The sequence below is a fragment of the Pseudomonas sp. A6 genome (assembly GCF_052367875.1).
GTDB lineage: Bacteria > Pseudomonadota > Gammaproteobacteria > Pseudomonadales > Pseudomonadaceae > Pseudomonas > Pseudomonas citronellolis.
In genome coordinates this window covers 6,934,931-6,960,950 of sequence record NZ_CP198970.1, presented here as the reverse complement: position 1 = coordinate 6,960,950, position 26,020 = coordinate 6,934,931, and the positions used below count along the sequence as shown (strand labels likewise).

Here is a 26,020-nt window from a genome sequence, read left to right as displayed (position 1 = left end):
CGGCGGCGGGCAAGGCGGTCAGACGGACGCCGGCGCGGGGCCGGCGTCGCCTGGGGTGTTTCTTATACGGTGTGCAGGTACCAGTTGTACTCGAGGTCGGAGATCGAATATTCGAACTCCTGCAACTCGTGCTCCTTGCACGCGACGAAGATGTCGATGTACTCGGGGCTGATGTACTTGTTCATCACGTCGCTGTCGTCCAGCTCGCGCAGGGCGTCGCGCAGGTTGTTCGGCAGGCTCTGCTCCAACTGCTCGTAGGCGTTGCCTTCGATCGGCGCGCCCGGCTCGACCTTGTTGGTCAGGCCGTGGTGGACGCCGGCGAGGACCGCGGCCAGCAGCAGGTAGGGGTTGGCGTCGGCACCGGCCACGCGGTGTTCCAGGCGCACCGCTTCCGGCGCGCCGGTGGGTACGCGCAGCGACACGGTGCGGTTGTCCAGGCCCCAGCTCGGCGCGTTCGGCACGAAGAAGGCCGAGCCGAAGCGGCGGTAGGAGTTGACGTTCGGGCAGAGGAAGGCCATGGAGGCGGGCAGGGTCTCGAGCACACCGCCGATCGCGTGACGCAACGCGGCGTTCTGCTCGGGATCCTCGCTGGCGAAGATGTTCTTGCCGTCCTTGTCCAGCAGCGACACGTGGACGTGCAGACCGTTGCCGGCCTGGCCCGGGTAGGGCTTGGCCATGAAGGTCGAGTCCATCTCGTGGTCGTATGCCACGTTCTTGATCAGGCGCTTGAGCAGCACCGCGTAGTCGCAGGCCTTCAGCGCGTCGTTGACGTGGTGGAGGTTGACCTCGAACTGCGCCGGGGCGCTCTCCTTGACGATGGCGTCGGCCGGGATGCCCTGGGCGCGGGCGCCGTCGATGATGTCCTGCAGGCAGTCGGCGTACTCGTCGAGGTCGTCGATGGAGTAGACCTGCACCGATTGCGGGCGCTTGCCGGAGATCGGCGAACGAGGCGGCTGCGGACGGCCGTTCACGTTCTCCTGGTCGATCAGGTAGAACTCCAGCTCGAAGGCCGCGACTATGCTCAGGCCGATGTCGGTGAACTTCTGGATGACCTGGCGCAGTACCTCACGAGGGTCGGCGAAGAACGGCTCGCCTTCCATTTCATGCATGGTCATCAGCAGTTGCGCGGTCGGACGCTTCTGCCAGGGTTCCATGGCGATGGTGTTGGGGATGGGATAGCAGACACGGTCGGCGTCGCCGATATCCAGGCCCAGGCCGGTGCTTTCAACGGTGGAACCAGTGATGTCGAGGGCGAACAGCGAGGCGGGGAGGTTGATGCCTTTCTCGTAGACTTTCGGCAGGTTGGTGCGCTCGATGCGCTTGCCGCGAACCACGCCATTCATATCTGCAATAAGGAGGTCGACGAACTGGACCTCGGGGTGTTCCTTGAGGAACTCGGTCGCTTCTGAGAGCGGAACGGCACTCGGGGGTACCGACATGGTGCAACACCTTTATTGTTAAAAATATCAATCATGCGGGGGCTAGGTTGTGAGTCAATCCGAAAGGCCTGTTGATGTCAATAGCGCCACTTCCTGCCCGTTGATGGTGCAAGGCGGCCATTTTTGGGGCATTTCGGCTTGTCTCAGGGGCCGTGAAAGCGTGCTGCCATGGGATGTTCAGAGAGGCGTGTGCAATTTTTTACAGGGCTATTGTGTAAAAAAATGAACAGCGCTAAGCTCGGTCGCAACCCATAACACTTACAAACACGGGTGTCCCATGTCTCGCCTGCCGTTAATCGGCGTGACCGCCTGCGTCAGGCAAGTCGGTCATAAACCCAGCCATACCGTCGGTGACAAATACGTCAGTGCCGTGGTGGCCGGGGCCAATGGTCTACCGCTGATCATTCCAGCCCTGGGCGAATCGCTTGACCAGGACACCTTGCTCTCCAGCCTCGATGGGCTGCTGTTCACCGGATCACCGTCGAACGTCGAGCCCCATCATTATAGTGGCCCCGAGAGCGATGCAGGCACTTTGCATGACATCGCCCGTGACGCTACTACACTGCCGCTCATTCGCGCTGCGATCGCCGCCGGCGTGCCGTTGCTCGGCATCTGCCGCGGGTTCCAGGAGATCAACGTGGCTCTAGGCGGCACGCTGCACCAGAAGGTGCACGAAACTCCAGGCTTCATGGACCACCGCGAGCCGGCCAACCAGCCGGTCGAGGTGCAGTACGCCCCGCGCCACGTCGTCGACGTGCAGCCGGGCGGCATTCTCGCCGGCATCGGCTTGCCGGCGCAGATCCAGGTCAATTCCATTCATGGCCAAGGCGTTGCACGTCTGGCGCCGGGCCTTCGCGTAGAAGCACTGGCGCCTGACGGGTTGGTCGAGGCCTTCTCCGTAGAAGGCGCCACGGCCTTCGCCCTCGGTGTGCAGTGGCACCCGGAGTGGCAGGTCCGATCCAATCCCAACTATCTCGCCATCTTCCAGGCATTCGGCAAAGCCTGCAGCAAGAGGGCGGGGCAACGTTGAGTCCGGCGGTTGGGGCCGGGCTCTCAAAACCCTGAGGTCTTTATGACTACCAAGTTAGACCAGCTGACCAGCTGGCTGAAGGAACGCAAGATCACCGAAGTGGAATGTCTGATCGCCGACCTGACCGGGATTGCCCGGGGCAAGATCGCGCCGACCAACAAGTTCCTCAACGAGAAGGGCATGCGCCTGCCGGAGTCCGTGCTCCTGCAGACCGTGACCGGTGATTACGTCGAGGACGACATCTACTACGACCTGCTGGACCCGGCCGACATCGATATGGTCTGCCGCCCGGACGAGAATGCCGTGTTCCTCGTCCCCTGGGCCATCGAGCCCACCGCGATGGTCATCCACGACACCTACGACAAGCTCGGCAACCCCATCGAGCTGTCGCCGCGCAACATCTTGAAGCGCGTGCTCAAGCTCTACGCCGACAAGGGCTGGAAGCCGATCGTGGCGCCGGAGATGGAGTTCTACCTGACCAAGCGCAGCGACGACCCCGACTACCCGCTGCAGGCCCCCGTGGGCCGTTCCGGGCGCCAGGAAACCGGCCGCCAGTCCTTCTCCATCGACGCAGCGAACGAATTCGACCCGCTGTTCGAGGACATGTACGACTGGTGCGAGGCCCAGGGCCTGGACCTGGATACGCTGATCCACGAGGAAGGCACCGCGCAGATGGAAATCAACTTCCGTCACGGCGACGCCCTGGACCTGGCCGACCAGATCCTGGTGTTCAAGCGCACCATGCGCGAGGCCGCGCTCAAGCACAACGTGGCCGCGACCTTCATGGCCAAGCCGATGACCGGCGAGCCGGGCAGCGCCATGCACCTGCACCAGAGCATCGTCGACCTCAAGACCGGCAAGAACATCTTCTCCAATGCCGACGGCACCATGAGCGAGCTGTTCCTGCACCACGTCGGCGGCCTGCAGCGCTTCATCCCCGAGGCCCTGCCGCTGTTCGCCCCGAACGTCAACTCGTTCCGCCGCTTCCTGCCCGACACCTCGGCGCCGGTGAACGTCGAGTGGGGCGAGGAGAACCGCACCGTGGGCCTGCGCGTGCCGGACTCCAACCCGGAGAACCGCCGCGTGGAAAACCGCCTGGCCGGCGCCGACGCCAACCCCTACCTGGCCCTGGCCGCCAGCCTGCTGTGCGGCTACATCGGCATGGTCGAAGGCATCAAACCCAGTGCCCAGGTCAAGGGCCGCGGCTACGAGCGACGTAACCTGCGCCTGCCGCTGACCATCGAGGCGGCACTGGAAACCATGGAAGGCAGCAAGACCCTTGAACAGTACCTGGGCAGCAAGTTCATCCGCGCCTACGTCGCGGTGAAACGTGCCGAGCACGAGAACTTCAAGCGGGTGATCAGTTCCTGGGAGCGGGAGTTCCTCCTGCTGTCCGTCTGATCGGCGTGGGGCCCGGCTCTGCCGGCCGGGCCCCGTGTTCATTACAGAGAGGTTTTACCAAAATGACGAAACAGACCAGCGCCCAGACCCAACACTGGCAGGCGCTCAGCCGCGAACACCACCTGGCTCCGTTCACCGACTACAAGCAGCTGAACGAGAAGGGTGCGCGCATCATCACCAAGGCCGAAGGCGTGTACCTGTGGGACAGCGAGGGCAACAAGATCCTCGATGGCATGGCCGGCCTGTGGTGCATGAACGTCGGCTATGGTCGCAAGGAGCTCGCCGAGGTCGCCTACAAGCAGATGCTCGAGCTGCCCTACTACAACCTGTTCTTCCAGACCGCGCACCCGCCGGTGCTGGAGCTGGCCAAGGCCATCGCCGACATCGCCCCCGAAGGCATGAACCACGTGTTCTTCACCGGTTCCGGCTCGGAGTCCAACGACACCGTGCTGCGCATGGTCCGCCACTACTGGAGCATCAAGGGCAAGCCGCAGAAGAAGGTGGTCATCGGCCGCTGGAACGGCTACCACGGCTCCACCGTCGCCGGCGTCAGCCTCGGCGGCATGAAGGCCCTGCACAGCCAGGGCGACCTGCCGATCCCGGGCATCGTGCACATCGCCCAGCCCTACTGGTACGGCGAGGGCGGCGACATGTCGCCGGAAGAGTTCGGCGTCTGGGCCGCCGAGCAGCTGGAGAAGAAGATTCTCGAAGTCGGCGAGGAGAACGTCGCCGCCTTCATCGCCGAGCCGATCCAGGGCGCCGGCGGCGTGATCGTTCCGCCGGACACCTACTGGCCGAAGATCCGCGAAATCCTCGCCAAGTACGAAATCCTGTTCATCGCCGACGAAGTCATCTGCGGCTTCGGCCGTACCGGCGAATGGTTCGGCAGCCAGTACTACGGCAACGCCCCGGACCTGATGCCGATCGCCAAGGGCCTGACTTCCGGCTACATCCCCATGGGCGGCGTAATCGTCCGCGACGAGATCGTCGATACCCTGAATGAGGGTGGCGAGTTCTACCACGGCTTCACTTACTCTGGTCACCCGGTAGCCGCGGCGGTGGCCCTGGAGAACATCCGCATCCTGCGCGAGGAGAAGATCGTCGAGACCGTGAAGGCGGAAACGGCACCCTACTTGCAGAAACGCTGGCAGGAGCTGGCCGACCACCCGCTGGTGGGCGAGGCCCGTGGCGTCGGCATGGTGGGCGCGCTGGAGCTGGTGAAGAACAAGAAGACCCGCGAGCGCTTCGAGAACGGCGTGGGGATGCTGTGCCGCGAGCACTGCTTCCGCAACGGCCTGATCATGCGCGCGGTGGGAGACACTATGATTATTTCGCCGCCGCTGGTCATCACCAAGCCGGAGATCGACGAGTTGATCACCCTGGCGCGCAAGTGCCTCGATCAAACCGCCGCCGTAGCGCTGTCTTGAGTCTTTCACCGGACCTTTGACAGACTGCGCCTGTGCGTTGGCCAGGCTCACCGGGTGGTGAAGGCGGGAAGCCGCCGACGCCACCTGGAACATCAAAAACAATTGGAGCTACCCGCATGTTCAAAACCTTCGGCAAGACCCTGCTCGCCGTGACTCTGGCGGGCGCTGTGGCCGGTATGGCACAGGCCGATGACAAGGTACTGCACGTTTACAACTGGTCCGACTACATCGCCCCGAATACGGTCGACGAGTTCACCAAGGCCACCGGCATCAAGGTCGTCTACGACGTCTACGACAGCAACGAAGTGCTGGAAGCCAAGCTGCTGGCCGGCAAGTCGGGCTACGACGTGGTGGTTCCCTCGAACTCCTTCCTGGCCAAGCAGATCAAGGCCGGCGTCTACCAGCCGCTGGACCGCGACAAGCTGCCGAACTGGAAGAACCTGAACCCGGACATCATGAAGACCCTCGAGGTCAGCGACCCGGGCAACAAGTTCGCCATCCCCTACATGTGGGGCACCATCGGCATCGGCTACAACCCGGACAAGGTCAAGGCCGCGCTGGGCGACGGCGCCCCGGTGGATTCCTGGGACCTGGTATTCAAGCCCGAGAACATCCAGAAGCTGAAGCAGTGCGGCGTGAGCTTCCTCGACTCGCCCACCGAGATGATCCCCGCGGCCCTGCACTACCTGGGCTACAAGCCGGACAGCCAGGATCCCAAGGAAATCAAGGCCGCCGAGGACCTGTTCCTGAAGATCCGTCCGTACATCACCTACTTCCACTCCTCCAAGTACATCTCGGACCTGGCCAACGGCAACATCTGCGTCGCCATCGGCTACTCCGGCGACATCTACCAGGCCAAGTCCCGCGCCGTGGAAGCCAAGAACAACGTGAAGGTGGCCTACCACATTCCGAAGGAAGGCGCCGGCGCCTTCTTCGACACCGTGGCCATTCCGAAGGACGCCGAGAACCCCGAAAGCGCCCTGAAGTGGATCAACTTCCTGCTCGAGCCGAAGGTGATCGCCGAGATCTCCGACACCGTTTCCTACCCCAACGCCAACTCCGCGGCCACGCCGCTGGTGAACGAGGAAATCCGTAACGACCCGGGCATCTACCCGAGCGACGCGGTCATGAAGAAGCTGTACGCCTTCCCGGACCTGCCGGCGAAGGTCCAGCGCCTGATGACCCGCAGCTGGACCACCATCAAGTCCGGCAAGTGACGGCCCGGCCCGGTCGTTCGTCGCGAACGGCCGGGCGGGTGCAGGGCGGTGGAGGGGCGGTCGCAGGCCCGCCACCGTTCTGCAGGCACGGATCATCTGCAGTGGGATGACCGCTGGTTGCAGCTAGGGCTGCAGAAGCGCTCGCGCGCGCCACGGAAGGCCCGGACAAGCTGTAAACGCCAACACCAAGAAGCTTCATGACAACAGAGAGGACCGACGTGTGCGCATTCCCTTCCGCAATACCCTGATCGCTGCCATCTCGACCTTGGGCCTGGGCGCCGCCGTGGCGCAGGCCCAGCCGACCGTCCACGTGTACAACTGGAGCGACTACATCGGCGAGACCACCCTGGCCGATTTCGAGAAGGAAACCGGCATCAAGCCGGTGTACGACGTCTTCGATTCCAACGAAACCCTCGAGGGCAAGCTGCTGGCCGGCCGCACCGGCTACGACATCGTGGTGCCGTCCAACCACTTCCTCGGCCGCCAGATCAAGGCCGGCGCCTTCCAGAAGCTGGACAAGAGCCAGCTGCCGAACTGGAAGAACCTCGACCCGCACCTGATGAAGCAGCTCGAGGCCAACGACCCGGGCAACCTCTACGGCGTGCCCTACCTGTGGGGCACCAACGGCATCGGCTACAACGTCGACAAGGTCAAGGCCGTGCTCGGCGTCGACAAGATCGATTCCTGGGCCGTGCTCTTCGAGCCCGAGAACATGAAGAAGCTCAGCCAGTGCGGCGTCGCCTTCCTCGATTCGGGCGACGAAATGATGCCGGCCGTGCTCAAATACCTGGGCCTGGACCCCAACAGCACCAACCCGGCCGACTACGAGAAGGCCGAGGCCAAGCTGATGGCGGTTCGCCCGTACGTCACCTACTTCCATTCCTCCAAGTACATCTCGGACCTGGCCAACGGCAACATCTGCGTCGCCGCCGGGTTCTCCGGCGACGTGTTCCAGGCGGCCAACCGCGCCAAGGAAGCCGGCAAGGGCATCAACATCGCCTATGCGATTCCGAAGGAAGGTGCCAACCTGTGGTTCGACATCCTCGCCATTCCGAAGGATGCGTCGAACCCGAAAGAGGCCCACGCCTTCATCAACTACCTGCTCAAGCCCGAGGTGATCGCCAAGGTCAGCGATTACGTCGGTTACGCCAACCCGAACCCCAAGGCTGGCGAATTCATGGATGAGTCCGTGCGCGACAATCCCGAGGTCTACCCACCTCAGGAAGTGCTCGACAAGCTCTTCGTGCAGCACGAGCTGCCGCCGAAGATCCTGCGCCTCATGACCCGTTCCTGGACCAAGATCAAGTCCGGTAAGTAATCCAAGTACGCCCGGCCGCGGGGGCCGGGCGTCCAAAAAGTTGGGAGTTGTGGTAATGGCTATAGCCTCCGGTGCCTACAAGAAAGCCCTCGCGGGCGACCAGCAGCCCAAAGAGGTGTTGGTAAAAATCGACCGGGTCACCAAGCAGTTCGACGAAACCCTTGCGGTGGACAGTGTTTCCCTGACCATCAAGAAGGGCGAAATCTTCGCATTGCTCGGCGGTTCCGGTTCCGGTAAATCCACCCTGTTGCGCATGCTGGCCGGCTTCGAGCGGCCGACCGAAGGTCGCATCTTCCTGGATGGCCAGGACATCACCGACCTGCCGCCCTACGAGCGGCCGATCAACATGATGTTCCAGTCCTACGCGTTGTTCCCGCACATGTCGGTTGCGCAGAACATCGCCTTCGGCCTGAAGCAGGACGGCCTGCCCAAGGCCGAGATCGACAAGATCGTCGAGGAAATGCTCAAGCTGGTGCAGATGACCCAGTACGCCAAGCGCAAGCCGCACCAGCTCTCCGGCGGCCAGCGCCAGCGCGTGGCCCTGGCCCGTTCGCTGGCCAAGCGGCCGAAGCTGCTGCTGCTCGACGAGCCCATGGGCGCCCTGGACAAGAAGCTGCGCTCGCAGATGCAGCTGGAACTGGTGGAGATCATCGAGCGCGTGGGCGTGACCTGCGTGATGGTGACCCACGACCAGGAAGAGGCCATGACCATGGCCCAGCGCATCGCCATCATGCACCTGGGCTGCATCGAGCAGATCGGCAGCCCGATGGACATCTACGAGACCCCGGCCAGCCGCCTGATCTGCGAGTTCATCGGCAACGTCAACATGTTCGACGGCCAACTGGTCGAGGACGTGCAGGACCACGCGGTGATCGCCTGCCCGCAGCTGGAAAACCCGATCTACATCGGCCACGGCATCAGCACCCGCGCCGAAGACAAGCGCATCACCTACGCGCTGCGTCCGGAGAAGGTCATGGTCAGCGCGCAGAAGCCGGAAAACCTCGAGCACGAAGGCTTCAACTGGGCCCAGGGCACCGTCTACGACATCGCCTACCTCGGCGGCCACTCGGTGTACTACATCAAGCTGGCCTCGGGAATGATCGTCCAGGCCTTCATGGCCAACGCCGAGCGCCACGTGGCCCGCCCGACCTGGGACCAGCCGGTGTACATCAGCTGGTACGACGACAGCGGTGTGGTGCTGCAATCATGAACATCAGCAAATCGCTCATGAAGCGCCTGCCGCGTGGCCGGCACGCCGTGATCGGTGTGCCGTTCATCTGGCTGTTCCTGTTCTTCCTGCTGCCCTTCGCCATCGTGCTGAAGATCAGCCTGGCGGCAGCGGACGTGGCCATTCCGCCGTACACCGAAGTGTTCCAGTACGCCGACCAGACCCTGCAACTGGTGCTGAACCTCGGCAACTACCTGATGCTGACTGACGACCCGCTCTACATCGACGCCTACCTGGGCTCGCTGAAGATGGCGGCGATCAGCACCTTCCTGTGCCTGCTGATCGGCTACCCGATGGCCTACGCCATCGCCCGCGCCAGCAAGGAAATGCAGACCGTGCTGCTGCTGCTGATCATGATGCCGACCTGGACGGCGATCCTGATCCGCGTGTACGCCTGGATGGGCATCCTGTCCAACAACGGCCTGCTCAACGGCTTCCTGATGTGGCTGGGGGTGATCAACGAACCGCTGACCATCCTCAACACCAACCTGGCGGTGTACATCGGTATCGTCTACTCGTACCTGCCGTTCATGGTGATGCCGCTGTACGCCAACCTGGTGAAGCACGACATGAGCCTGCTGGAGGCCGCCTCCGACCTGGGCGCGCGCAACTTCACCAGCTTCTGGAAGATCACCGTGCCGCTGTCGAAGAACGGCATCATCGCCGGCTGCATGCTGGTGTTCATCCCGGCGGTGGGTGAGTTCGTCATCCCGGAACTGCTCGGCGGCCCCGAGACGCTGATGATCGGCAAGGTGCTGTGGCAGGAGTTCTTCAACAACCGTGACTGGCCGGTGGCGTCCGCCCTGGCGGTGGTCATGCTGGCGATCCTCATCGTGCCCATCATCCTGTTCAACAAGAACCAGGCGAAAGAACTGGAGGGCAAGGTATGAACAAGCGTTGGTCCTTCTCCAACATCATGCTGATCGTCGGCCTGCTGTTCATCTACGTGCCGATGGTCATCCTGGTCATCTACTCGTTCAACGGCTCCAAGCTGGTGACCGTGTGGGGCGGCTGGTCGGTGAAGTGGTACGTCGGCCTGCTGGACAACACCCAGCTGATCAGCTCGGTGTTCCGCTCCCTGGAAATCGCCGTGTACACGGCGGTCTCCTCGGTGATCCTGGGCACCCTGGCGGCCTTCGTGCTGACGCGCATCCCGCGTTTCCGCGGCCGCACGCTGTTCGGCGGCATGGTCACCGCGCCGCTGGTCATGCCCGAGGTGATCACCGGCCTGTCGCTGCTGCTGCTGTTCGTGGCCATGGCCCAGCTGATCGGCTGGCCGCAGGAGCGCGGCATCGTCACCATCTGGATCGCCCACACCAGCTTCTGCTCGTCCTACGTGGCGGTGGTGGTGTCGGCGCGCCTGCGTGAACTGGACCTGTCCATCGAGGAAGCGGCCATGGACCTGGGCGCCAAGCCCTGGAAAGTGTTCCTGCTGATCACCATCCCGATGATCGCGCCTTCGCTGGCGGCCGGCGGCATGATGTCCTTCGCCCTGTCGCTGGACGACCTGGTGCTGGCCAGCTTCGTCTCCGGCCCCGGTTCCACCACCCTGCCGATGGAAGTGTTCTCCGCCGTGCGCCTGGGCGTGAAGCCGGAGATCAACGCGGTGGCCAGCCTGATTCTGCTGACCGTCTCGCTGTTCACCTTCTTCGCCTGGTACTTCACACGCCAGGCCGAGGAGCGTCGCAAGCGTGCCGTCCAGGAGGCCATGGAAGCCACGGCCACCGACTGGCAGAAAGGTTCGCCGGCCACCGTCTGACGTCGTCTTGTCGGCCGGCTGCAGCCGGTGCCTGCGAAAACCATGGGCCACCTTCGGGTGGCCCATGTTTTTGGGGGAGGCGGGCATATGCCGTAGGGCAAGAAGAGTCGGTCTTCTCAGAAGAATCTGACAGCTAATCGCCGCAACTTCCCTGCATTTGCCAACTACTATTCAGTGTGTCCGTTGGCGGTTGCCGGCTATTCCCCGCAGCTTGGTCGGCCTCCGTGATCCCGGGCAATTTGCCAGTGCTTTCCACAGCACCCAGGCGGGAGGTGGCGCCCAATACAACACCCCAATAGTTATCCCTAGGGGGAATAACGCGCCAGGGAGCTTCGGCGCCTCCCGCAGTCCCTTCTCACGGAAACGACGAACCCCGCATCATGCGGGGTTCGTCGTTTCTGGCGCGGCCTAGCGGGCCTGCGGCACCAGCCTGAGCAGTCCGTGGCTGTTGGCGGCGACCTCGTCGGGCGCGAAATGCTCGGCGTGGTAGCGGCCTTCGACGTAGTCCTCGGCCTGGTCCTTGTAGTGCGCATCGAAGAGCACGCCGCTCTGGCCCACCGGGTTGATGCCCAGGGCGTGGGTCGGGTCGGCGAAGTCCACCAGGCGCCGCGTCGAGGGCCCGTAGGTGACGGTCCAGGGCGCCGGGCCGATGGGCGCCGAGAGGTTGTTGGGCACCTCGTGGCCGCCCGGCGCGGCGAAGGGGCCGATGTTGAACAGGCGGTCCAGCGGCTTCTGCATGCCCAGCGGGTGCACGTGGGTGAGGGTGTGCGCCGCGCCCCATTTCCAATTGGCCGGGTCCTGGCCGAAGGTGTCGCGCAGGTGCTTCAGGCTGGCCTGCCAGGCGGCCTTGACGATGTCCGCGCGGCTTTCCTTCTGTGCCGTGGCGCGGTCGTCCCACCAGGGCGAGGCGTCGTCGGCGGCCAGCCGCGGCAGGGCGCTATCTATCGCCCGGGTGCTCAGCAGGGTGTTGAAGAAGGCATCGCCCATTTCGTCGTGCATGGCGCCGTAGGCCAGCTGGTAGAGGAACTGGCTGAACAGGGTGGCGGCCAGCGAATCCAGCGGGTAGTCGCCCTTCCAGGCCGCCAGTTGCTCCACCAGCGCCTTCTCCTGCTCGCCGGCCGCGGCCTGGCGCAGGCTCGGCAGCAGCGGCGCCAGGGTGCGCGGGCCGTAGTCGGTGCCGGTGTCCAGCTGCAGCGCCTGGCTGTTCTGCAGGTCCCACTTCACCGAGGCGTCGGCCAGGTGCTGGTCCAGGCGCTGGCCGCGGTCGGCCAGGTTGTAGTAGCCGGGCACCGGCCGGCCATTGGCGGGCACCGGCTGGAAGTTGGCCGAGACGATGTAGCCGCGCGCCGGGTTCTCTTCATGGGGGTTCTCGACGAAGGGGTAGAAGCCGTCCTTGTCCGCCGCGGCGGTGCTGCCGTCGAGGATGAAGTTCGGATCGACGCCGGCCGGGCGCTTCGGCAGTTGCGCCGAGGCCCACCAGGCGATGTCGCCGCGGGCGTTGGCCCAGACCACGTTGAGCCCCGGCGCGTGGATCTGCGCGGCGGCGGCGCGGGCCTTGTCCAGGGTGTCGGCGCGGTCGAGGTGGTAGAAGGCGTCCAGCAGCGGGTTCTCGGTCTGCAGGAAGCCCCACCACATGGCGATGGGCGTCTTGCCCGAGGCGGCGCCCAGGGCGTCGTTGACGATCGGCCCGTGGGGCGAGCTGCGCAGCACCAGCTTGACCGGCGCCTGGCCCTTCACCGCGATGCTCTGTTCCTCGCGCGCGAGGTCCACCCACTGGCCGTGGTACCAGACCTGCTCGGGGTTGGCCGGGTTGGTCTTCTCGGCCACCAGGTCCATGTCGTCGTTCTGGAACATGGTCAGGCTCCAGCCGAAGTCCTTGTTGTGGCCGAGCATGGCGAATGGCACCAGGGCCTGGTGGTGGCCGTAGAGTTCGAAGCCGGGGGCGCTGAGCTGCGCCTCGTACCACACCGAGGGCGCGGCGAAGCGGATGTGCGGGTCGCCCGCCAGCAGTGGCCGGCCACTGCGCGTGCGGCTGCCGGAAACCACCCAGGCGTTGCTGCCCTCATACTGCGGCAGGCCGGCGGCTTCCAGGGCCTGCTGGCTGATCTGCGCCAGGGCGCCGAGGTCCTTCCAGTCGCCGGCGGCCAGCGCGGTGGGGCGCTGCAGCACGCCCTCCGGGTGCCAGGCCAGGTCGAAGGCCTTCAGGTAGTCGGCGCCCAGGTCGTCGCGGATGTAGGTGAGCACCGGCTCGGTGCGCAGGGCCACGGCGAAGCTGTAGGCCAGGTAGCCGGACACGGCGAGGGTGTCCTCCACCGTGAAGGGCCGCTTGGGAATGCCCAGCACGTCGAATTCCAGCGGCTTCGGGTGGCTGGCCTGGTACTGGTTGATGCCGTCCAGGTAGGCCTGCAGGGCCTTCCAGGCGGGCGACTGCTTGTCTTGGCGGGCGGCGTACTCGGCGGCATGGTCGCGCAGGCGCAGGGTGCGGAACAGGCGGTCGGTGTCCACCAGCTTGGGCCCCAGCACCTCGGCCAGCTCGCCCTTGGCCAGGCGGCGCAGCATCTCCATCTGGAACAGCCGGTCCTGGGCGTGCACGTAGCCCAGGGCGCGGTACAGGTCGCTTTCGTTCTGCGCACGGATGTGCGGCACGCCACGCTCGTCGTAGCGCACCTCGACCTCGGCCTGCAGGCCGGGCAGCCCGGCCAGGCCGTCGCGGGTCGGCTGCTTGCCATGCAGGTACCAGGCGCCCCCGGCGGCAGCGGCCGCCACCAGCACGGCAAGAACGGTCAACGTACGTTTCATGTAGCGGCTCTCCTTGTTGTTCTGGGCGGATTCTGCGCATTCGCGCCGGGCGCTTTCATTGACCAAACGCGCGCAAGCTGAAAGTCTTTGGTCAAAAGGAGGCCACATGTCCCTCTCCAGCGCGCCACTCACCCATTCGGCCACCCTGCGCCGCCTGCTCTACGAGGCGCTTACCAACCTGGGGTTGGAGCCGGCGTGCATCTACCGCCAGGCGCTGCGGCGCGTGCGCCTGGCGCCGGTGAGCGCCGACGGCCGCCTGCTGCACGACGAGGTGCCGCTGTTCTGGGCGGCGCTGCCGGAGCTGAGCGGTGACGTGGACATCGGCCTGCACCTGGCCGAGGCGATGAAGCCGCGCCTGCTCGATGTGGTCGGCTATCTGCTGCTGGCCAGCCGCGACCTGGAGCAGGCGCTGCACAGCTTCCTGCGCTTCCAGCACATCCTCTCCGGCGGCCTGGCCGCGCAGTTGCGCGAGGAGGGCGAGCAGGCGCGGCTGGTCCTCGACATCCACTACCGCGACTGCCCGCCGCTGCGCCAGCAGATGGAATGCCTGCTGCTGCTGTTCATCAAGTTGCTGAAGGCGGTCAGCGACGACGAGTTCGCCTGTTCCGCCATCGAGTTCCGTCATGCCGCGCCACGGCGCCTGGCCGAGCACCGCCGGCTGTTCGGGCTGACGCCGCGGTTCGCCTGCGCACACGACGCCCTGCTGTTCCCGCGCGCCCTGCTGCGGCGACCGTCGCGCACGGCCAACGCCGCCTTGCACGGCGTGCTCACCCGCTATGCGGAGGAAGAACTGCAGCGCCTGCAGGAGAACGACCTGCTCAACCGCCTGCGCTACCTGCTGGCCCACCGTCTGGGCCGCGAACCCTGCACCCTGCAGGCCTGCGCCGAGCTGCTGGGCCTGCCGGCCAGCGCCTTGCAGCGCAGCCTGGCCGGGCAGGGCAGCGGCTTTCGCGAACTGCACGAGGAAGTGCGCCGCCAGCGCGCCACCGAGCTGCTGGTCGAAGGCGTGGCCATCCGCGAAGTGGCGCGAACCTGCGGTTTCGCCGAGCTGTCGCCGTTCTATCGCGCCTTCCGGCGCTGGTTCGGGGTGCCGCCGGAGGTGTACCGGCGGCGTTTGCGGGAGATGGCGCAGGCGCACTGAGGCGCCCCGCGCCGGGCTCATTCGGCCAGCGGGATCTCGCTGGCCATGTCCAGCAGGGCCATGGCGTCGAGCTGCGTCTCGATCTGCAGGAAGCGCATGGCGCGGGTCGGCGAGACGGCCTTGGCCATGCGCGCGATGTAGCGGTTGCGCAGGTCCAGGCGCAGCTGCTGGAGCTTCTCGGCGCGCTTGAGCAGGGCGCTGGCGTCTTTGTCGGAGACCTTGCCGGTGTTGTAGGACTTGGCGTAGTCGAGGATCAGCGCCAGGTGCTGCTTGCTCAGCTTCTCGGCCTCGCTGCGGTAGGTGTTGTAGATCGGCCAGAATGCCTCGCCTTCCTTGCCGGTGAGGTTCATGTTGGCTTCGACGATGCGTTTGCGCTTGTAGTCGATGTCGGCCAGGCGGTTGTCGATCTCCGCCTTGTGCTCGGACATCACCTGGTCGGGGCTGGGCGCCTGGTCGTCGGCGCTGGCCAGCAGCGGCAGGCTGAGCAGGGCGCACAGGGCGAGGGTGGGGCGTAGCGGCATGGGAGGCTCCTTGTAGTCGCGCGCCGGCCCTTCATGGGCCGGCTCCGGCTAGTGTAGATGCTGGCGCCCGGCTGTCCGCCCGCCAGGGGCAATAGCAGCCCTGGGCGAGGCTCTGGGTGGCCTGCACCGGGCGGCCGTCGATCAGCGCCTGCAGCACCGGTTCGATGAAGCTGTTGGCCGAGCTGCACACCGCGCCCTCGCTGTAGGGGCCGAAATAGGCCAGGCGGCCCTGGCGGTCCCAGATGGCCACCGCCGGGCTCGCCGGCAGCGCCTCGGCGCCAGGCGGCGTGGCCAATGGCCGCAGGGCCTGGAGGGTGGCGGGCAACTGGCCGTGGCTGCCGGGCTTCTGCACGGCGAAGAACTGCACGCCAAGCGGGGCGAAGCGCGCCAGCAACTCGGCGAGGTGCTGCTGGTTGCCGACGTTGCACGGGCAGGCCGGGTCCCAGAAATGCACCAGGCGGATGGCGCCGGGGCCGGCCAGTTCGGCCGGCAGCTGCAGGCCGGCGCCGCTGAACAGCGTCGGCTGGGCGTCGAAGGGGCGGATGTAGCGCTGCTGGAACCATTGGTAGGCGCCCAGCAGCATGGCGGCGAGCAGCGCGGCGAGGCAGGCGAGGATGAGCGTGCGGCGGGCAGGCATGGCGAATCCCGGTAAGATAGCCCCCAAGAGTGCCATGCCGTCGCTTGTGGCAGAACCGCCTGGATGCCGCCGGGCGCTCGTCCCAGCGTCACCGGAAACCGCGGAAAACCCCGATGCCAGAAGCCTTCCAGCCCGATCTGCTGCGCCAGCGCCTGCGACCCCTGACCGCAGCCGAACGCGACGCCCAGGTCCTCGCCTACCAGTCCTTCTACGGGCTCGACCTGGCGGCCCGCTACCCGGGCCTGGAAAGCCGCCTGGGCTACTTCGAGTGCGCCGGCTACCGCATCGCCGCGCAGCTGTGGCGCCCGCCCCTGGCCCGCGGCAGCCTGCTGCTGCTGCACGGCTACTACGACCACATGGGGCTCTATGGCCACGTCATCGACTGGGCGCTGGACCTGGGCCTGGCGGTGATCGCCTGCGACCTGCCGGGCCACGGCCTGTCCAACGGCGCGGCGGCCAGCATCAACGACTTCGCCGAGTACCAGGCGGTGCTTGCCGGCCTGCTGGACGCGGCGGCGCAGCTGGACCTGCCGCAGCCCTGGCACCTTTTCGGGCAGAGCACCGGCGGCGCCATCCTGCTGGACTACCTGCTCACCGGCGCGCCGCGCCCGGAGCTGGGCCACACCCTGTTGCTGGCGCCGCTGGTGCGGCCGCGCGCCTGGGGCTGGTCGAAGCTCAGCTACCAACTGCTGCGGCCCTTCGTCGACTCCATCCCGCGCAAGTTCACCGACAACTCCAACGACGCCGGCTTCCTCGCCTTCCTCCGCGATCGCGACCCGCTGCAGCCGCGCATCCTGCCCACCGCCTGGGTGGGCGCGCTGGCGCGCTGGATTCCGCACATCGAGGGCGCGCCGCCCAGCGCGCGCAACCTGCTGGTGGTGCAGGGCGACGCCGACGAGACGGTGGACTGGCGCTACAACCTGAGGGTGCTGGAGGAGAAGTTCGAGCGCATCGAATGCCTGCTGCTCACCGGCGCGCGGCACCACCTGGCCAATGAGAGCGAGGCGCTGCGTCGGCGCTACTTCGATTTCCTCGGCGAGCGCCTGAGCTAGTTCGAAGGGGCGGAGGCCAGCCCGGCCTTCACTGCGGCCAGGGCTGCCTGGTAGTAGGCCTGGCCGGCGGGCGACTCGGCGAAGTCGGCGAACTGCTGCAGCTCGGCGTCGGAGAGCCCGCGGTAGACGTACAGCAGGGTGTTGTCGAGGTCGGCGCCGATCTGCTGCACGACGTTCTGCCGCTGCCCTTCGAGCAGCCCCTGGCCCTGGCCGAGCAGGCCGGGGAGCATCTGGCTGAGGCTGTCGGCGGCCACGCTGGCCAGCGCCATGCTGACCTCGGCACCGGCCTCGCTGGCCGGCAGGGCCCGGCTCAGGCGCTGGGCCAGCTGCTGGCGCTGCGGCGTGGCCTGCTGGCGCGGCAGGCCGTTGGCGTACTGGGCGAGCTGGTCGCTGCGGGTGGCGAGGGTTTCCGCGGCGGCGATCTTGCGCCCCAGGGGTGATTCGAAGAAGGCCAGCGCCGGGCCGCTGTCCGCCAGGCTCCGGCGCAGGCCGGCCAGCGCCCGGGCGTCGATCTGCGCCGGGGCGAAGCGCTGGTCGCTGTTGTTCACCAGGGCCTGGTACAGCGCCGGCGGCAGGTTGGCCTGGTAGCGCTTCTGCGCGGCGTGCAGGGCATCGTTGAAGTGCGCGCGTTGTTCCGGCCAGCCGGCGGCCTGGTAGAGGCGCTGATAATCGTCGGCCAGTACGGGTAGGCCCAGCATCAGCAGGGCAAGGGCAAGCAGTGCACGCAAATCGGGTCCTCCTGGCGGCAGTGGCCATCCGCCGCGGCTATTGTCGGCAAGCCCGGCCCCGCTTGTCGAGGCGCTTGTCGCCGGCGTTACAATAGCGCATGAACCCGCACGCCGATTCCTCCCCCCTGCAAAACGCCGTCGACGACCTGGCCGAACGCGGCTGGTCGCTGCAACGCGACTTCCTGCCCGCGGACCTGATCGCCGCCCTGGCCGCGGAGTGCCGCAACCGCGCTGCCGCCGGCGAGCTGGCCTCGGCCTCGGTGGGGCGCGGCGCCGGCCAGGCGGTGCGCGAGGGCATCCGCGGCGACCGCATCCAGTGGCTGGAACCGGGGCAGGCCGAGGCCTGCGACCGCTACCTGGAGCTGATGGATGAACTGCGCGTGGCGCTCAACCGCGCGCTGTTCCTGGGCCTGGAAGATTTCGAGTGCCACTTCGCCCTGTACCCGCCGGGCGCCTTCTACCAGAAACACCTGGACCGCTTCCGCGACGATGACCGGCGCTGCGTGTCGGCGGTGCTCTACCTCAACGACGATTGGCTACCCGAGCACGCCGGCGAACTGCGCTTGTATTTCGCCGACGGCAGCCACGACGATGTGCCGCCGCTGGGGGGCAGCCTGGTGCTATTCCTTTCCGGCGAGTTTCCCCACGAGGTGCTGCCGGCCCACCGCGAACGCCTGTCGCTGACCGGCTGGTTCCGCCGCCGCGGCGATGCCCCGCTCTAGGGCTCAGTGGCCCCAGACGCGGATGGTGCCGCTGATGTCCTGGATGTCGCGCACCTCCAGGCTGCCCAGGCGGCTTTCACCGACGTAGAGGTCGCCGGCCACGCGAACGCGGATGGTCTGCGCCGGCAGGCCGCCGTCATTGAGCTGCTTGTTGATGGTGGTCAGGTCCGGCAGGGTCAGCGCCAACTGCTGCTGGCCGTTGCTGCCCTGGACCACGTCGACCTGCAGGGTCGGCAGCTCGACGCCGAAGATCGGCAGGCTCAGGCCCAGCTGCGCCGCGCCCAGGGGCAGCGCGCCGCCACGGCCGTCCGGGCAGACCGCGGCGCTGGTGCAGCCGTTGTCGATCTTCAGGTTGCGCAGCGAGACGCTGCCGCCGTCGTCGACCCAGGCGGCCTTGCCGATGCTGGCCATGACGTCGGCGCGGATGCTCAGGCCCTCCTGGCCAGTGATGCGGCCGAGGTTTTCGTTGTCCAGCGGTTCGAGCGCGGCCTGGCTGGCGCCGGCAGCGCACAGCAGCAGGCCGCCGATCAGGTGCGGCAGGCTGAGAGGCTTGAGCATGGTGGCGGTTCCCTCGCGGTGGGCGATATGGCGAGGCAGTCTGCGCGCGATGCGCCAGGCCCGCCATGCCGGCGCGGCAGTTCCAGCCGAAGGATGGGCCCGACCATCGGAGGGTGGCCGCCATCGGTTGCCAGGTGACCGGGTCCAATGTGCGGGCTAGTCTGTTGCGATCGAAAAGGGAGTGTTTCGCCCATGCAGAAGATTCTCGTCAGCCGCTGCCTGCTGGGCCACCGGGTGCGCTACGACGGTGGCAGCCACGGCCCCTTCGACCTGCTGGAACGCTGGCAGGCCCAGGGCCGGGTAGTGGCGCTGTGCCCGGAAGTGGCCGGCGGCCTGCCCACGCCGCGCGCGCCGGCGGAGATTCCCGGCGGCCGCGGCGCCCTGGTGCTGGAAGGCCAGGCGCCGGTGGTGACGGTGGACGGCGCGGACGTCACCCGCGCCTTCGTCCGCGGCGCCGAACAGGCCATGGCGCTGGTCGACCGTCACGGCATCCGCCTGGCCATCCTCAAGGCGCGCAGCCCCTCCTGCGGCAACCGCGAGAACTACGACGGCAGCTTCTCCGGCCTGCGCGTGCCCGGCGAGGGCGTCACCGCGGCGGCGCTCAAGCGCATGGGCGTGCTGGTGTTCAGCGAGGAGGAGCTGGACGCCGCGGCGGTCTGCCTGGCCGGCCTGGAAGCCGGCGGCTGAGTTCGTTGTGATAGCCTGCGGGGCTCGGCGTAGAGCCTTCCGACAGCCCTTGTAGCATTCTTTCCCTTGAGCCGTCGGCGTGGCGACCTATGCTGAAGAGTCCCGCCGGAGGTTCGCTGCAGCGTGCCGGGCCTCCCCACCCCGCTCATAAGGAGAACTCCATGAAGCTCACGTTGCCTTGCCTCGGCCTCGCCGGCCTGCTGCTCGCCGCCTCCACCGCCGCGCTGGCGGCCGGCATGCCGCGTACCCCGGCGCCCGAGGGGGCCAAGGTGTATTTCATCGAACCGAAGGACGGCGCCACCGTCGGCCAGACCTTCACCGTCAAGTTCGGCCTGGAAGGCATGGGCGTGGCCCCGGCCGGCGTCGACTCGCCGAGCACCGGGCACCACCACCTGCTGGTGGACCTCAAGGAGCAGCCGGCCATGGACATGCCGCTGCCGATGACCGACAACATCCGCCACTTCGGCAAGGGCCAGACGGAAACCAAGATCACCCTGCCGCCGGGCAAGCACACCCTGCAACTGCTGCTGGGCGACAAGAACCACGTGCCCTTCGAGCCGAACGTGGAATCGAAGCAGATCACCGTCAACGTGAAGTGATGGTTGGCTCTAGGGCCGGCAAGATCGGGCTGATATGTCCGTAGGAGCGGATTCATCCGCGATGCTCTTGAGCAGCGGATAACCTATCGCGGACGGAGTCCGGCAATGCACCACGTAGGATGGGTTGAGCGAAGCGATACCCATCACCGTCCCGCATGGGTTTCGCAAGCTCAACCCATCCTACGAAAAGCGCCTTGGCATAGCCTGTAAGGCCATTGCTCCTGCCGCAGAAACGAAAAAAGGAGGCCGAAGCCTCCTTTTTTCTTGCCGCCGAGCGGTCCTTAGAACAGGACGCGGCTGCGGATGGTGCCGTTGACGTGCTGCAGCTTCTCCAGCGCCAGGTCCGAGTACTCGGCGTCGACGTCGATCACCACGTAGCCGACCTTCTCGTTGGTCTGCAGGTACTGGCCGGAGATGTTGATGCCGTTGTCGGCGAACACCTTGTTGATTTCGCTCATCACGCCCGGGATGTTGGCGTGGATGTGCAGCAGGCGGTGCTTGCCCGGGTGCGACGGCAGGGCGACTTCGGGGAAGTTGACCGAGGACACCGAGGTGCCGTTGTCGCTGTACTTGACCAGCTTCTCGGCCACTTCCAGGCCGATGTTGGCCTGGGCCTCGGCGGTGGAGCCGCCGATGTGCGGGGTCAGGATCACGCGGTCCAGGCCACGCAGCGGGCTTTCGAACTCTTCGTCGTTGGACTTGGGCTCGACCGGGAACACGTCGATGGCGGCGCCGATCAGGTGCTCGTCCTTGATGGCGTTGGCCAGGTGGTCCAGCTCGACCACGGTGCCGCGCGCGGCGTTGATCAGGATGCCGCCCTTCTTCATGGCGCGGATTTCCTTCTCGCCGATCATCCACTGGGTGGACGGCAGTTCCGGCACGTGCAGCGAGACGATGTCGCACAGGCCCAGCAGCTCGTGCAGCGAGCCGATCTGCTGCGCGTTGCCCAGCGGCAGCTTGGTCACCACGTCGTAGAAGAACACCTGCATGCCCAGGGCTTCGGCCAGGACCGAGAGCTGGGTGCCGATGGAGCCGTAGCCAACGATGCCCAGCTTCTTGCCACGGATCTCGAAGGAGTTGGCCGCCGACTTGATCCAGCCGCCGCGGTGGCAGGAGGCGTTCTTCTCCGGGATGCCGCGCAGCAGCAGGATGGCTTCGGCCAGCACCAGCTCGGCGACCGAGCGGGTGTTGGAGTAGGGCGCGTTGAACACCGCGATGCCGCGTTCGCGGGCGGCGTTCAGGTTGACCTGGTTGGTGCCGATGCAGAAGCAGCCCACCGCGATCAGCTTCTTGGCGCAGTCGAAGACTTCCTCGGTGAGCTGGGTGCGGGAGCGAATGCCGATGAAGTGGGCGTCGGCGATCTTTTCCTTCAGCTCGTCGCCGGACAGCGCGGTCTTGAGGTACTCGATGTTGGTGTAGCCGGCGGCCTTGAGGGTATCAACGGCATTCTGGTGCACGCCTTCCAGGAGAAGGAATTTGATCTTGCTCTTGTCGAGAGAAGTCTTGCTCATCTGCTTGAACCTGTAGTCCCGGGATAATGGCTAGAAAATGAACAGCTCTGGCCGAACCGGCCGGTGCCGCAGCTCGGCGCCAGGTGGCGAACTGCGTGGGGTGCGTATGCTAGCATGTTCTCCCTTTTCCTTGTCCGGTTGCGACCTGAGCTGTTCTCAGGACGACCATGAACCATTTGAGAGTTCCCTCGATGACCCGCGAAGCCCTGATCGAATCGCTCAAGCCCCTGCTGGAGCCCGGCAAGCTGCTGACCGATGCCGATTCCCTGGATGCCTATGGCAAGGACTGGACCAAGCACTTCGCCCCGGCGCCGCTGGCCATCGCCTTCCCCAAGAGCATCGAGCAGGTGCAGGCCGTGGTGCGCTGGGCCAACGAGCACAAGGTCGGCCTGGTGCCTTCGGGCGGCCGTACCGGGCTCTCCGCCGCCGCCGTCGCCGCCAACGGCGAGGTGGTGGTGTCGTTCGACTACATGAACAGGATCCTCGACTTCAACGCCTTCGACCGCACCGTGGTGTGCCAGCCGGGCGTGGTGACCAAGCAGCTGCAGCTGTTCGCCGAGGAGCAGGGCCTGTACTACCCGGTGGACTTCGCTTCCTCCGGTTCCAGCCAGATTGGCGGCAACATCGGCACCAATGCCGGCGGGATCAAGGTGATTCGCTACGGCATGACGCGCAACTGGGTGGCCGGCATGAAGGTGGTCACCGGCAAGGGCGACCTGCTGGAGCTGAACAAGGACCTGATCAAGAACGCCACCGGCTACGACCTGCGCCAGCTGTTCATCGGCGCCGAAGGCACCCTGGGCTTCGTGGTCGAGGCCACCATGCGCCTGGAGCGCACGCCGAAGAACCTCACCGCGATGGTCCTCGGCACCCCCGACTTCGACTCGATCATGCCGGTGCTGCACGCCTTCCAGAGCAAGCTCGACCTGACCGCCTTCGAATTCTTCTCCGACAAGGCCCTGGCCAAGGTCCTGGCCCGCGGCGACGTGCCGCCGGCCTTCGAGACCGACTGCCCGTTCTACGCCCTGCTGGAGTTCGAGGCCAGCACCGAGGAAGTGGCCAACGAAGCCCTGGCCACCTTCGAGCACTGCGTCGAGCAGGGCTGGGTGCTGGATGGCGTGATGAGCCAGAGCGAGCAGCAGCTGCAGAACCTGTGGAAGCTGCGCGAGTACATCTCCGAGACCATCTCGCACTGGACGCCGTACAAGAACGACATCTCCGTCACCGTCAGCAAGGTCCCTGCCTTCCTCAAGGACATCGACGCCATCGTCGAAGCCAACTACCCGGACTTCGAAGTGGTCTGGTTCGGCCACATCGGCGACGGCAACCTGCACCTGAACATCTTGAAGCCCGAAAACCTGTCCAAGGACGAGTTCTTCGCCAAGTGCGCCACGGTCAACAAGTGGGTGTTCGAGACCGTGGAGAAGTACAACGGCTCCATCTCCGCCGAGCACGGCGTGGGCATGACCAAGCGCGACTACCTGGGTTACTCTCGCTCCGAAGCCGAGATCGGCTACATGAAGGCGGTCAAGGCGGTGTTCGATCCCAACGGGATCATGAACCCCGGCAAGATCTTCGCCGAGTAAGCCAGTCATCCCAGAAGGGCCGGTTCACCGGCCCTTCTCATGTTCGGGGCCGACGGAACGGCCGGTAGCGCCCGCGGGAGGCGGGCACCGCGCAGCGCCACGAGCGCCGCGGGGCATCCCATTCATCCGTCCAGGAGTCGGTCATGAGTTACCAGCATCAGTACGTCGACGGCACCCGCATCCACTTCCCGCTGGGCAAGGTGGTCTGCGTCGGGCGCAACTACGCCGAGCACGCCAAGGAGCTGAACAACCCGGTGCCCACCGAGCCGCTGCTGTTCATCAAGCCCGGCTCCTGCACCGTGCCGGCCGAGGGCGGCTTCGCCATCCCCGAGGGTCGTGGCGACGTGCACTACGAAGCGGAGATCGCCGTGCTGATCGGCAAACCGCTGTCGCGCACGCCCAGCCGCGAGGAAGTGCTGGACGCCATTTCCGGCTACGCCCCGGCGCTGGACCTGACCCTGCGCGACGTGCAGGCCAAGCTCAAGGAAAAGGGCCTGCCCTGGGAGCTGGCCAAGTCCTTCGACGGCGCCTTCGTGCTGGCGCCCTTCGTCAGCGCCGACCGCTTCCCCGACCCGGCCGACATCGGCATCCGCCTGAGCATCGATGGCGAAGTGCGCCAGGACGGCAACAGCCGCGACATGCTCAACCCGATCGTGCCGCTGATCCAGCACATCTGCGGGCACTTCTCGCTGCAGCCGGGCGACGTGGTCTCCACCGGCACGCCGGTGGGCGTCGGCCCGCTCAAGCGCGGCAGCGAGCTGGTGCTGGAACTTCCCGGCGCCAGCCGGTTCGAAAGCCGCGTCCTCTGAGCCGTACCCCGCCAAAGGCCGCCTTCCGTGCGGCCTTCGCTTTCTGCGGGGCGTTCCCAATCCAGACAACAAGAACTCCCCGATGACCCAGGTCCGATCCTCCCGTCTTCTGCGCTGGCTGCTGCTGGCCTTGCTCTTCGCCGCCGTGGTGCTGGTGGTGCTGGCCAAGCTGTTCCACTGGGACGACCGCGCCCGCCTGTGGTGGCAGGAGGAGAACACCAGCGCGCAGGCGCGCGCCGACAGCGTCTGGCTGCCCGGCTACCGCGCGGTGATCCAGGGCAAGGCGCTCAAGGGCGGCCTGGAAGGCCAGGAAACCTCCGACCTGGCCTACAACCCGGTGACCCGCACGCTGTTCACCGTGACCGGCAAGAAGCCGCTGCTCGGCGAGCTGTCGCTGGACGGCGAGGTGCTGCGGGTGATCCCGCTGCTGGGCCTGGAGAACCCCGAAGGCGTGGCGGTGCTGCCCAACGGCAACGTCGCGGTGACCGACGAGCGGCAGAACTCCCTGACCATCTTCCACGTCGACCCGCAGACCCACGAGCTGAGCACCGCCAAGCTGGCCAGCTTCGACCTGGGCAACCTCGGCGAAAAGAGCAACAAGGGCTTCGAGGGCATCGCCTGGGACCCGGCGCAGAAACGCCTGCTGCTGGGCCGCGAGCGCGACCCCATGACCCTCTTCAGCTGGGCCAGCGACGGCAGCCCGGGCCTGACCGGCAGCATGCGGCCGCTGCCCAGCGAACAGCTGTACATGCGCAACGTCTCGGCGCTCAGCGTCGACCCGCGCACCGGCCACACCCTGGTGCTGTCGGCGGAGTCGCACCTGCTGCTGGAGCTGGACGAGAACGGCGAGCCGGTCAGTTTCATCAGCCTGCTCGGCGGACTCAACGGCCTGCATGACAAGATCCCGCGCGCCGAGGGCGTGGCCATCGACGAGCAGGGCACCATCTACATGGTCAGCGAGCCGGAACTGTTCTACGTATTCCGCAAGCTCAAGGACGACGGCAAGGGCGGTTAAGCCTGGATTAAGGGCGGATTCAGGCTGGTTTCAGGCTGTTTGGCTAATCTGATTTCAACGAAAACAGCCAGGAGGCTACTTCATGAAATCCATTCGTCTTCCCCTGATCGCCGCCATCGCCCTGTTCTCCGGCGCCACCTTCGCCGCCGGCTACACCGGCCCGGGCAGCGACGTCGCCAAACCCGCGGCGACCGGCCCGGTGAACACCGTGAAAGCCGCCCAGGCCGCCGCCGACGACGCCCCGGCCGTGCTGGAAGGCGTGATCACCAAGCGCCTGCACGGCGAGCACTACGAGTTCAAGGACGCCACCGGCAGCATGCAGGTGGAGATCGACCACGAGGACTGGCCGCAGGGCGTGGATGTCTCCGACAAGACCAAGGTGCGCCTGACCGGCGAGGTCGACCATGACCGCAAAGGCGTGGAGATCGATGTGGATCGCGTGGACGTCCTGCAGTAACGAGACGCATATGAAAAGGCCGCGCCGGGAGTGATCCTGGCGCGGCCTTTTTGCATTCGGCTTTTCGTAGGAGCGAGCTTGCTCGCGAACGGTGCTTGCTCGGGACTTCGGGTGTTGGGCTGTAGAGCGCCCTCTCCCTAACCCTCTCCCTGAAGGGAGAGGGGACCGTTGGGCAGGGTTGGGTGTTCTGGAGTCAGCCGGCAGCGCCGTTGGTTTCCGACTGGAACCATTCCCTCTCTCGGCACGGACAAGCCCCCTCTCCCTTCAGGGAGAGGGGGCCGTTGGGCAGGGTTGGGTGTTCTGGAGTCAGCCGGCAGCGCCATTGGTTTCCGACTGGAACCATTCCTTCTCTCGGCACGGACAAGCCCCCTCTCCCTTC

Annotated in this window: 24 protein-coding genes; 17 read left to right on the top strand and 7 right to left on the bottom strand. The window is 66.2% G+C overall.

The genetic code is table 11. From position 1 onward, the window contains the following. Window positions 1-62: 62 nt before the first annotated feature. Window positions 63-1,439, bottom strand: a complete 1,377-nt coding sequence (locus tag ACTWJ5_RS30590; protein WP_074980352.1) for a glutamine synthetase family protein — start codon at window positions 1,437-1,439, stop codon at window positions 63-65. Between the two features lie 277 nt (window positions 1,440-1,716). On the opposite strand from ACTWJ5_RS30590, the gene ACTWJ5_RS30585 reads away from it, so the two are divergent. The 8 genes from ACTWJ5_RS30585 (at window position 1,717) to ACTWJ5_RS30550 (ending at window position 10,819) form a co-directional block, all read left to right on the top strand. Continuing rightward, entirely contained in the window at window positions 1,717-2,469 is a 753-nt protein-coding gene (locus ACTWJ5_RS30585) for a gamma-glutamyl-gamma-aminobutyrate hydrolase family protein (protein WP_074980351.1), read from the top strand. Window positions 2,470-2,511: 42 nt separating this feature from the next. Next, entirely contained in the window at window positions 2,512-3,870 is a 1,359-nt protein-coding gene (locus ACTWJ5_RS30580; RefSeq protein WP_074980350.1) for a glutamine synthetase family protein, read from the top strand. A gap of 62 nt (window positions 3,871-3,932) precedes the next feature. Beyond that, a complete protein-coding gene (locus ACTWJ5_RS30575) occupies window positions 3,933-5,297 on the top strand; it encodes an aspartate aminotransferase family protein (RefSeq protein WP_074980349.1) in 1,365 nt (454 codons plus the stop codon). 116 nt (window positions 5,298-5,413) lie between these two features. Next, window positions 5,414-6,514 (top strand): polyamine ABC transporter substrate-binding protein, encoded by a 1,101-nt coding sequence (locus tag ACTWJ5_RS30570; RefSeq protein ID WP_074980348.1) that lies wholly within the window; start codon window positions 5,414-5,416, stop codon window positions 6,512-6,514. Window positions 6,515-6,758: 244 nt separating this feature from the next. Next, on the top strand, window positions 6,759-7,832 hold the full coding sequence (locus ACTWJ5_RS30565; protein ID WP_245323049.1) for a polyamine ABC transporter substrate-binding protein: 1,074 nt from the start codon (window positions 6,759-6,761) through the stop codon (window positions 7,830-7,832). Window positions 7,833-7,887: 55 nt separating this feature from the next. Then, the gene (locus ACTWJ5_RS30560; protein WP_074980346.1) at window positions 7,888-9,042 is read left to right on the top strand and encodes an ABC transporter ATP-binding protein; all 1,155 of its coding nucleotides are present in this window, start codon (window positions 7,888-7,890) and stop codon (window positions 9,040-9,042) included. Window positions 9,043-9,068: 26 nt separating this feature from the next. Continuing rightward, the gene (locus ACTWJ5_RS30555; protein ID WP_173427895.1) at window positions 9,069-9,950 is read left to right on the top strand and encodes an ABC transporter permease subunit; all 882 of its coding nucleotides are present in this window, start codon (window positions 9,069-9,071) and stop codon (window positions 9,948-9,950) included. Next, entirely contained in the window at window positions 9,947-10,819 is an 873-nt protein-coding gene (locus tag ACTWJ5_RS30550) for an ABC transporter permease subunit (RefSeq protein WP_074980345.1), read from the top strand. Before ACTWJ5_RS30555 ends, ACTWJ5_RS30550 begins: the two co-directional genes overlap by 4 nt. Window positions 10,820-11,227: 408 nt before the next feature. Here ACTWJ5_RS30550 and ACTWJ5_RS30545 read toward each other — a convergent pair whose 3' ends face one another. After that, window positions 11,228-13,618, bottom strand: a complete 2,391-nt coding sequence (locus tag ACTWJ5_RS30545) for a penicillin acylase family protein (RefSeq protein ID WP_253392873.1) — start codon at window positions 13,616-13,618, stop codon at window positions 11,228-11,230. Window positions 13,619-13,724: 106 nt separating this feature from the next. Between ACTWJ5_RS30545 and ACTWJ5_RS30540 the strand changes: the two genes are divergently transcribed. Then, entirely contained in the window at window positions 13,725-14,759 is a 1,035-nt protein-coding gene (locus ACTWJ5_RS30540; RefSeq protein WP_253392875.1) for an AraC family transcriptional regulator, read from the top strand. A gap of 17 nt (window positions 14,760-14,776) precedes the next feature. Here ACTWJ5_RS30540 and ACTWJ5_RS30535 read toward each other — a convergent pair whose 3' ends face one another. Further along, complete coding sequence (locus tag ACTWJ5_RS30535; RefSeq protein ID WP_064584833.1) at window positions 14,777-15,280, bottom strand: hypothetical protein; 504 nt, start codon at window positions 15,278-15,280, stop codon at window positions 14,777-14,779. Between the two features lie 31 nt (window positions 15,281-15,311). Continuing rightward, the gene (locus ACTWJ5_RS30530) at window positions 15,312-15,953 is read right to left on the bottom strand and encodes a DUF6436 domain-containing protein (RefSeq protein ID WP_411392978.1); all 642 of its coding nucleotides are present in this window, start codon (window positions 15,951-15,953) and stop codon (window positions 15,312-15,314) included. Window positions 15,954-16,030: 77 nt separating this feature from the next. On the opposite strand from ACTWJ5_RS30530, the gene ACTWJ5_RS30525 reads away from it, so the two are divergent. Further along, on the top strand, window positions 16,031-16,969 hold the full coding sequence (locus ACTWJ5_RS30525) for an alpha/beta hydrolase (RefSeq protein ID WP_043317445.1): 939 nt from the start codon (window positions 16,031-16,033) through the stop codon (window positions 16,967-16,969). Here the strand turns inward: ACTWJ5_RS30525 and ACTWJ5_RS30520 are convergent. Further along, entirely contained in the window at window positions 16,966-17,697 is a 732-nt protein-coding gene (locus tag ACTWJ5_RS30520; protein WP_444437136.1) for a hypothetical protein, read from the bottom strand. The two genes, ACTWJ5_RS30525 and ACTWJ5_RS30520, sit on opposite strands and share 4 nt — an antisense overlap. Window positions 17,698-17,795: 98 nt before the next feature. Between ACTWJ5_RS30520 and ACTWJ5_RS30515 the strand changes: the two genes are divergently transcribed. Next, on the top strand, window positions 17,796-18,419 hold the full coding sequence (locus ACTWJ5_RS30515) for a 2OG-Fe(II) oxygenase (RefSeq protein WP_116425145.1): 624 nt from the start codon (window positions 17,796-17,798) through the stop codon (window positions 18,417-18,419). Window positions 18,420-18,422: 3 nt separating this feature from the next. Here ACTWJ5_RS30515 and ACTWJ5_RS30510 read toward each other — a convergent pair whose 3' ends face one another. Continuing rightward, a complete protein-coding gene (locus ACTWJ5_RS30510; protein WP_116425144.1) occupies window positions 18,423-18,977 on the bottom strand; it encodes a DUF6160 family protein in 555 nt (184 codons plus the stop codon). Between the two features lie 192 nt (window positions 18,978-19,169). On the opposite strand from ACTWJ5_RS30510, the gene ACTWJ5_RS30505 reads away from it, so the two are divergent. Further along, window positions 19,170-19,664 (top strand): DUF523 domain-containing protein, encoded by a 495-nt coding sequence (locus tag ACTWJ5_RS30505; RefSeq protein WP_074980339.1) that lies wholly within the window; start codon window positions 19,170-19,172, stop codon window positions 19,662-19,664. Between the two features lie 161 nt (window positions 19,665-19,825). Continuing rightward, window positions 19,826-20,263, top strand: a complete 438-nt coding sequence (locus tag ACTWJ5_RS30500; RefSeq protein ID WP_043268240.1) for a DUF4399 domain-containing protein — start codon at window positions 19,826-19,828, stop codon at window positions 20,261-20,263. Between the two features lie 281 nt (window positions 20,264-20,544). Here ACTWJ5_RS30500 and serA read toward each other — a convergent pair whose 3' ends face one another. After that, window positions 20,545-21,774: a phosphoglycerate dehydrogenase gene (gene serA, locus ACTWJ5_RS30495; protein ID WP_009613962.1), complete on the bottom strand. Its 1,230-nt coding sequence runs from the start codon at window positions 21,772-21,774 to the stop codon at window positions 20,545-20,547. Window positions 21,775-21,965: 191 nt separating this feature from the next. Here serA and ACTWJ5_RS30490 point away from each other — a divergent pair, with 191 nt between their 5' ends. The 4 genes from ACTWJ5_RS30490 to ACTWJ5_RS30475 all read left to right on the top strand — a co-directional run bounded on the left by ACTWJ5_RS30490 (window position 21,966) and on the right by ACTWJ5_RS30475 (window position 25,641). Beyond that, the gene (locus tag ACTWJ5_RS30490) at window positions 21,966-23,360 is read left to right on the top strand and encodes an FAD-binding oxidoreductase (RefSeq protein WP_074980338.1); all 1,395 of its coding nucleotides are present in this window, start codon (window positions 21,966-21,968) and stop codon (window positions 23,358-23,360) included. 143 nt (window positions 23,361-23,503) lie between these two features. Beyond that, window positions 23,504-24,169: a fumarylacetoacetate hydrolase family protein gene (locus ACTWJ5_RS30485; RefSeq protein WP_116425143.1), complete on the top strand. Its 666-nt coding sequence runs from the start codon at window positions 23,504-23,506 to the stop codon at window positions 24,167-24,169. 82 nt (window positions 24,170-24,251) lie between these two features. Next, window positions 24,252-25,184 carry an SdiA-regulated domain-containing protein gene (locus ACTWJ5_RS30480; RefSeq protein ID WP_116425142.1) on the top strand — a complete coding sequence of 311 codons (933 nt, stop codon included), beginning with the start codon at window positions 24,252-24,254 and terminating at the stop codon, window positions 25,182-25,184. Between the two features lie 82 nt (window positions 25,185-25,266). Continuing rightward, window positions 25,267-25,641, top strand: a complete 375-nt coding sequence (locus ACTWJ5_RS30475; protein WP_116425141.1) for a NirD/YgiW/YdeI family stress tolerance protein — start codon at window positions 25,267-25,269, stop codon at window positions 25,639-25,641. Window positions 25,642-26,020: the final 379 nt, after the last annotated feature.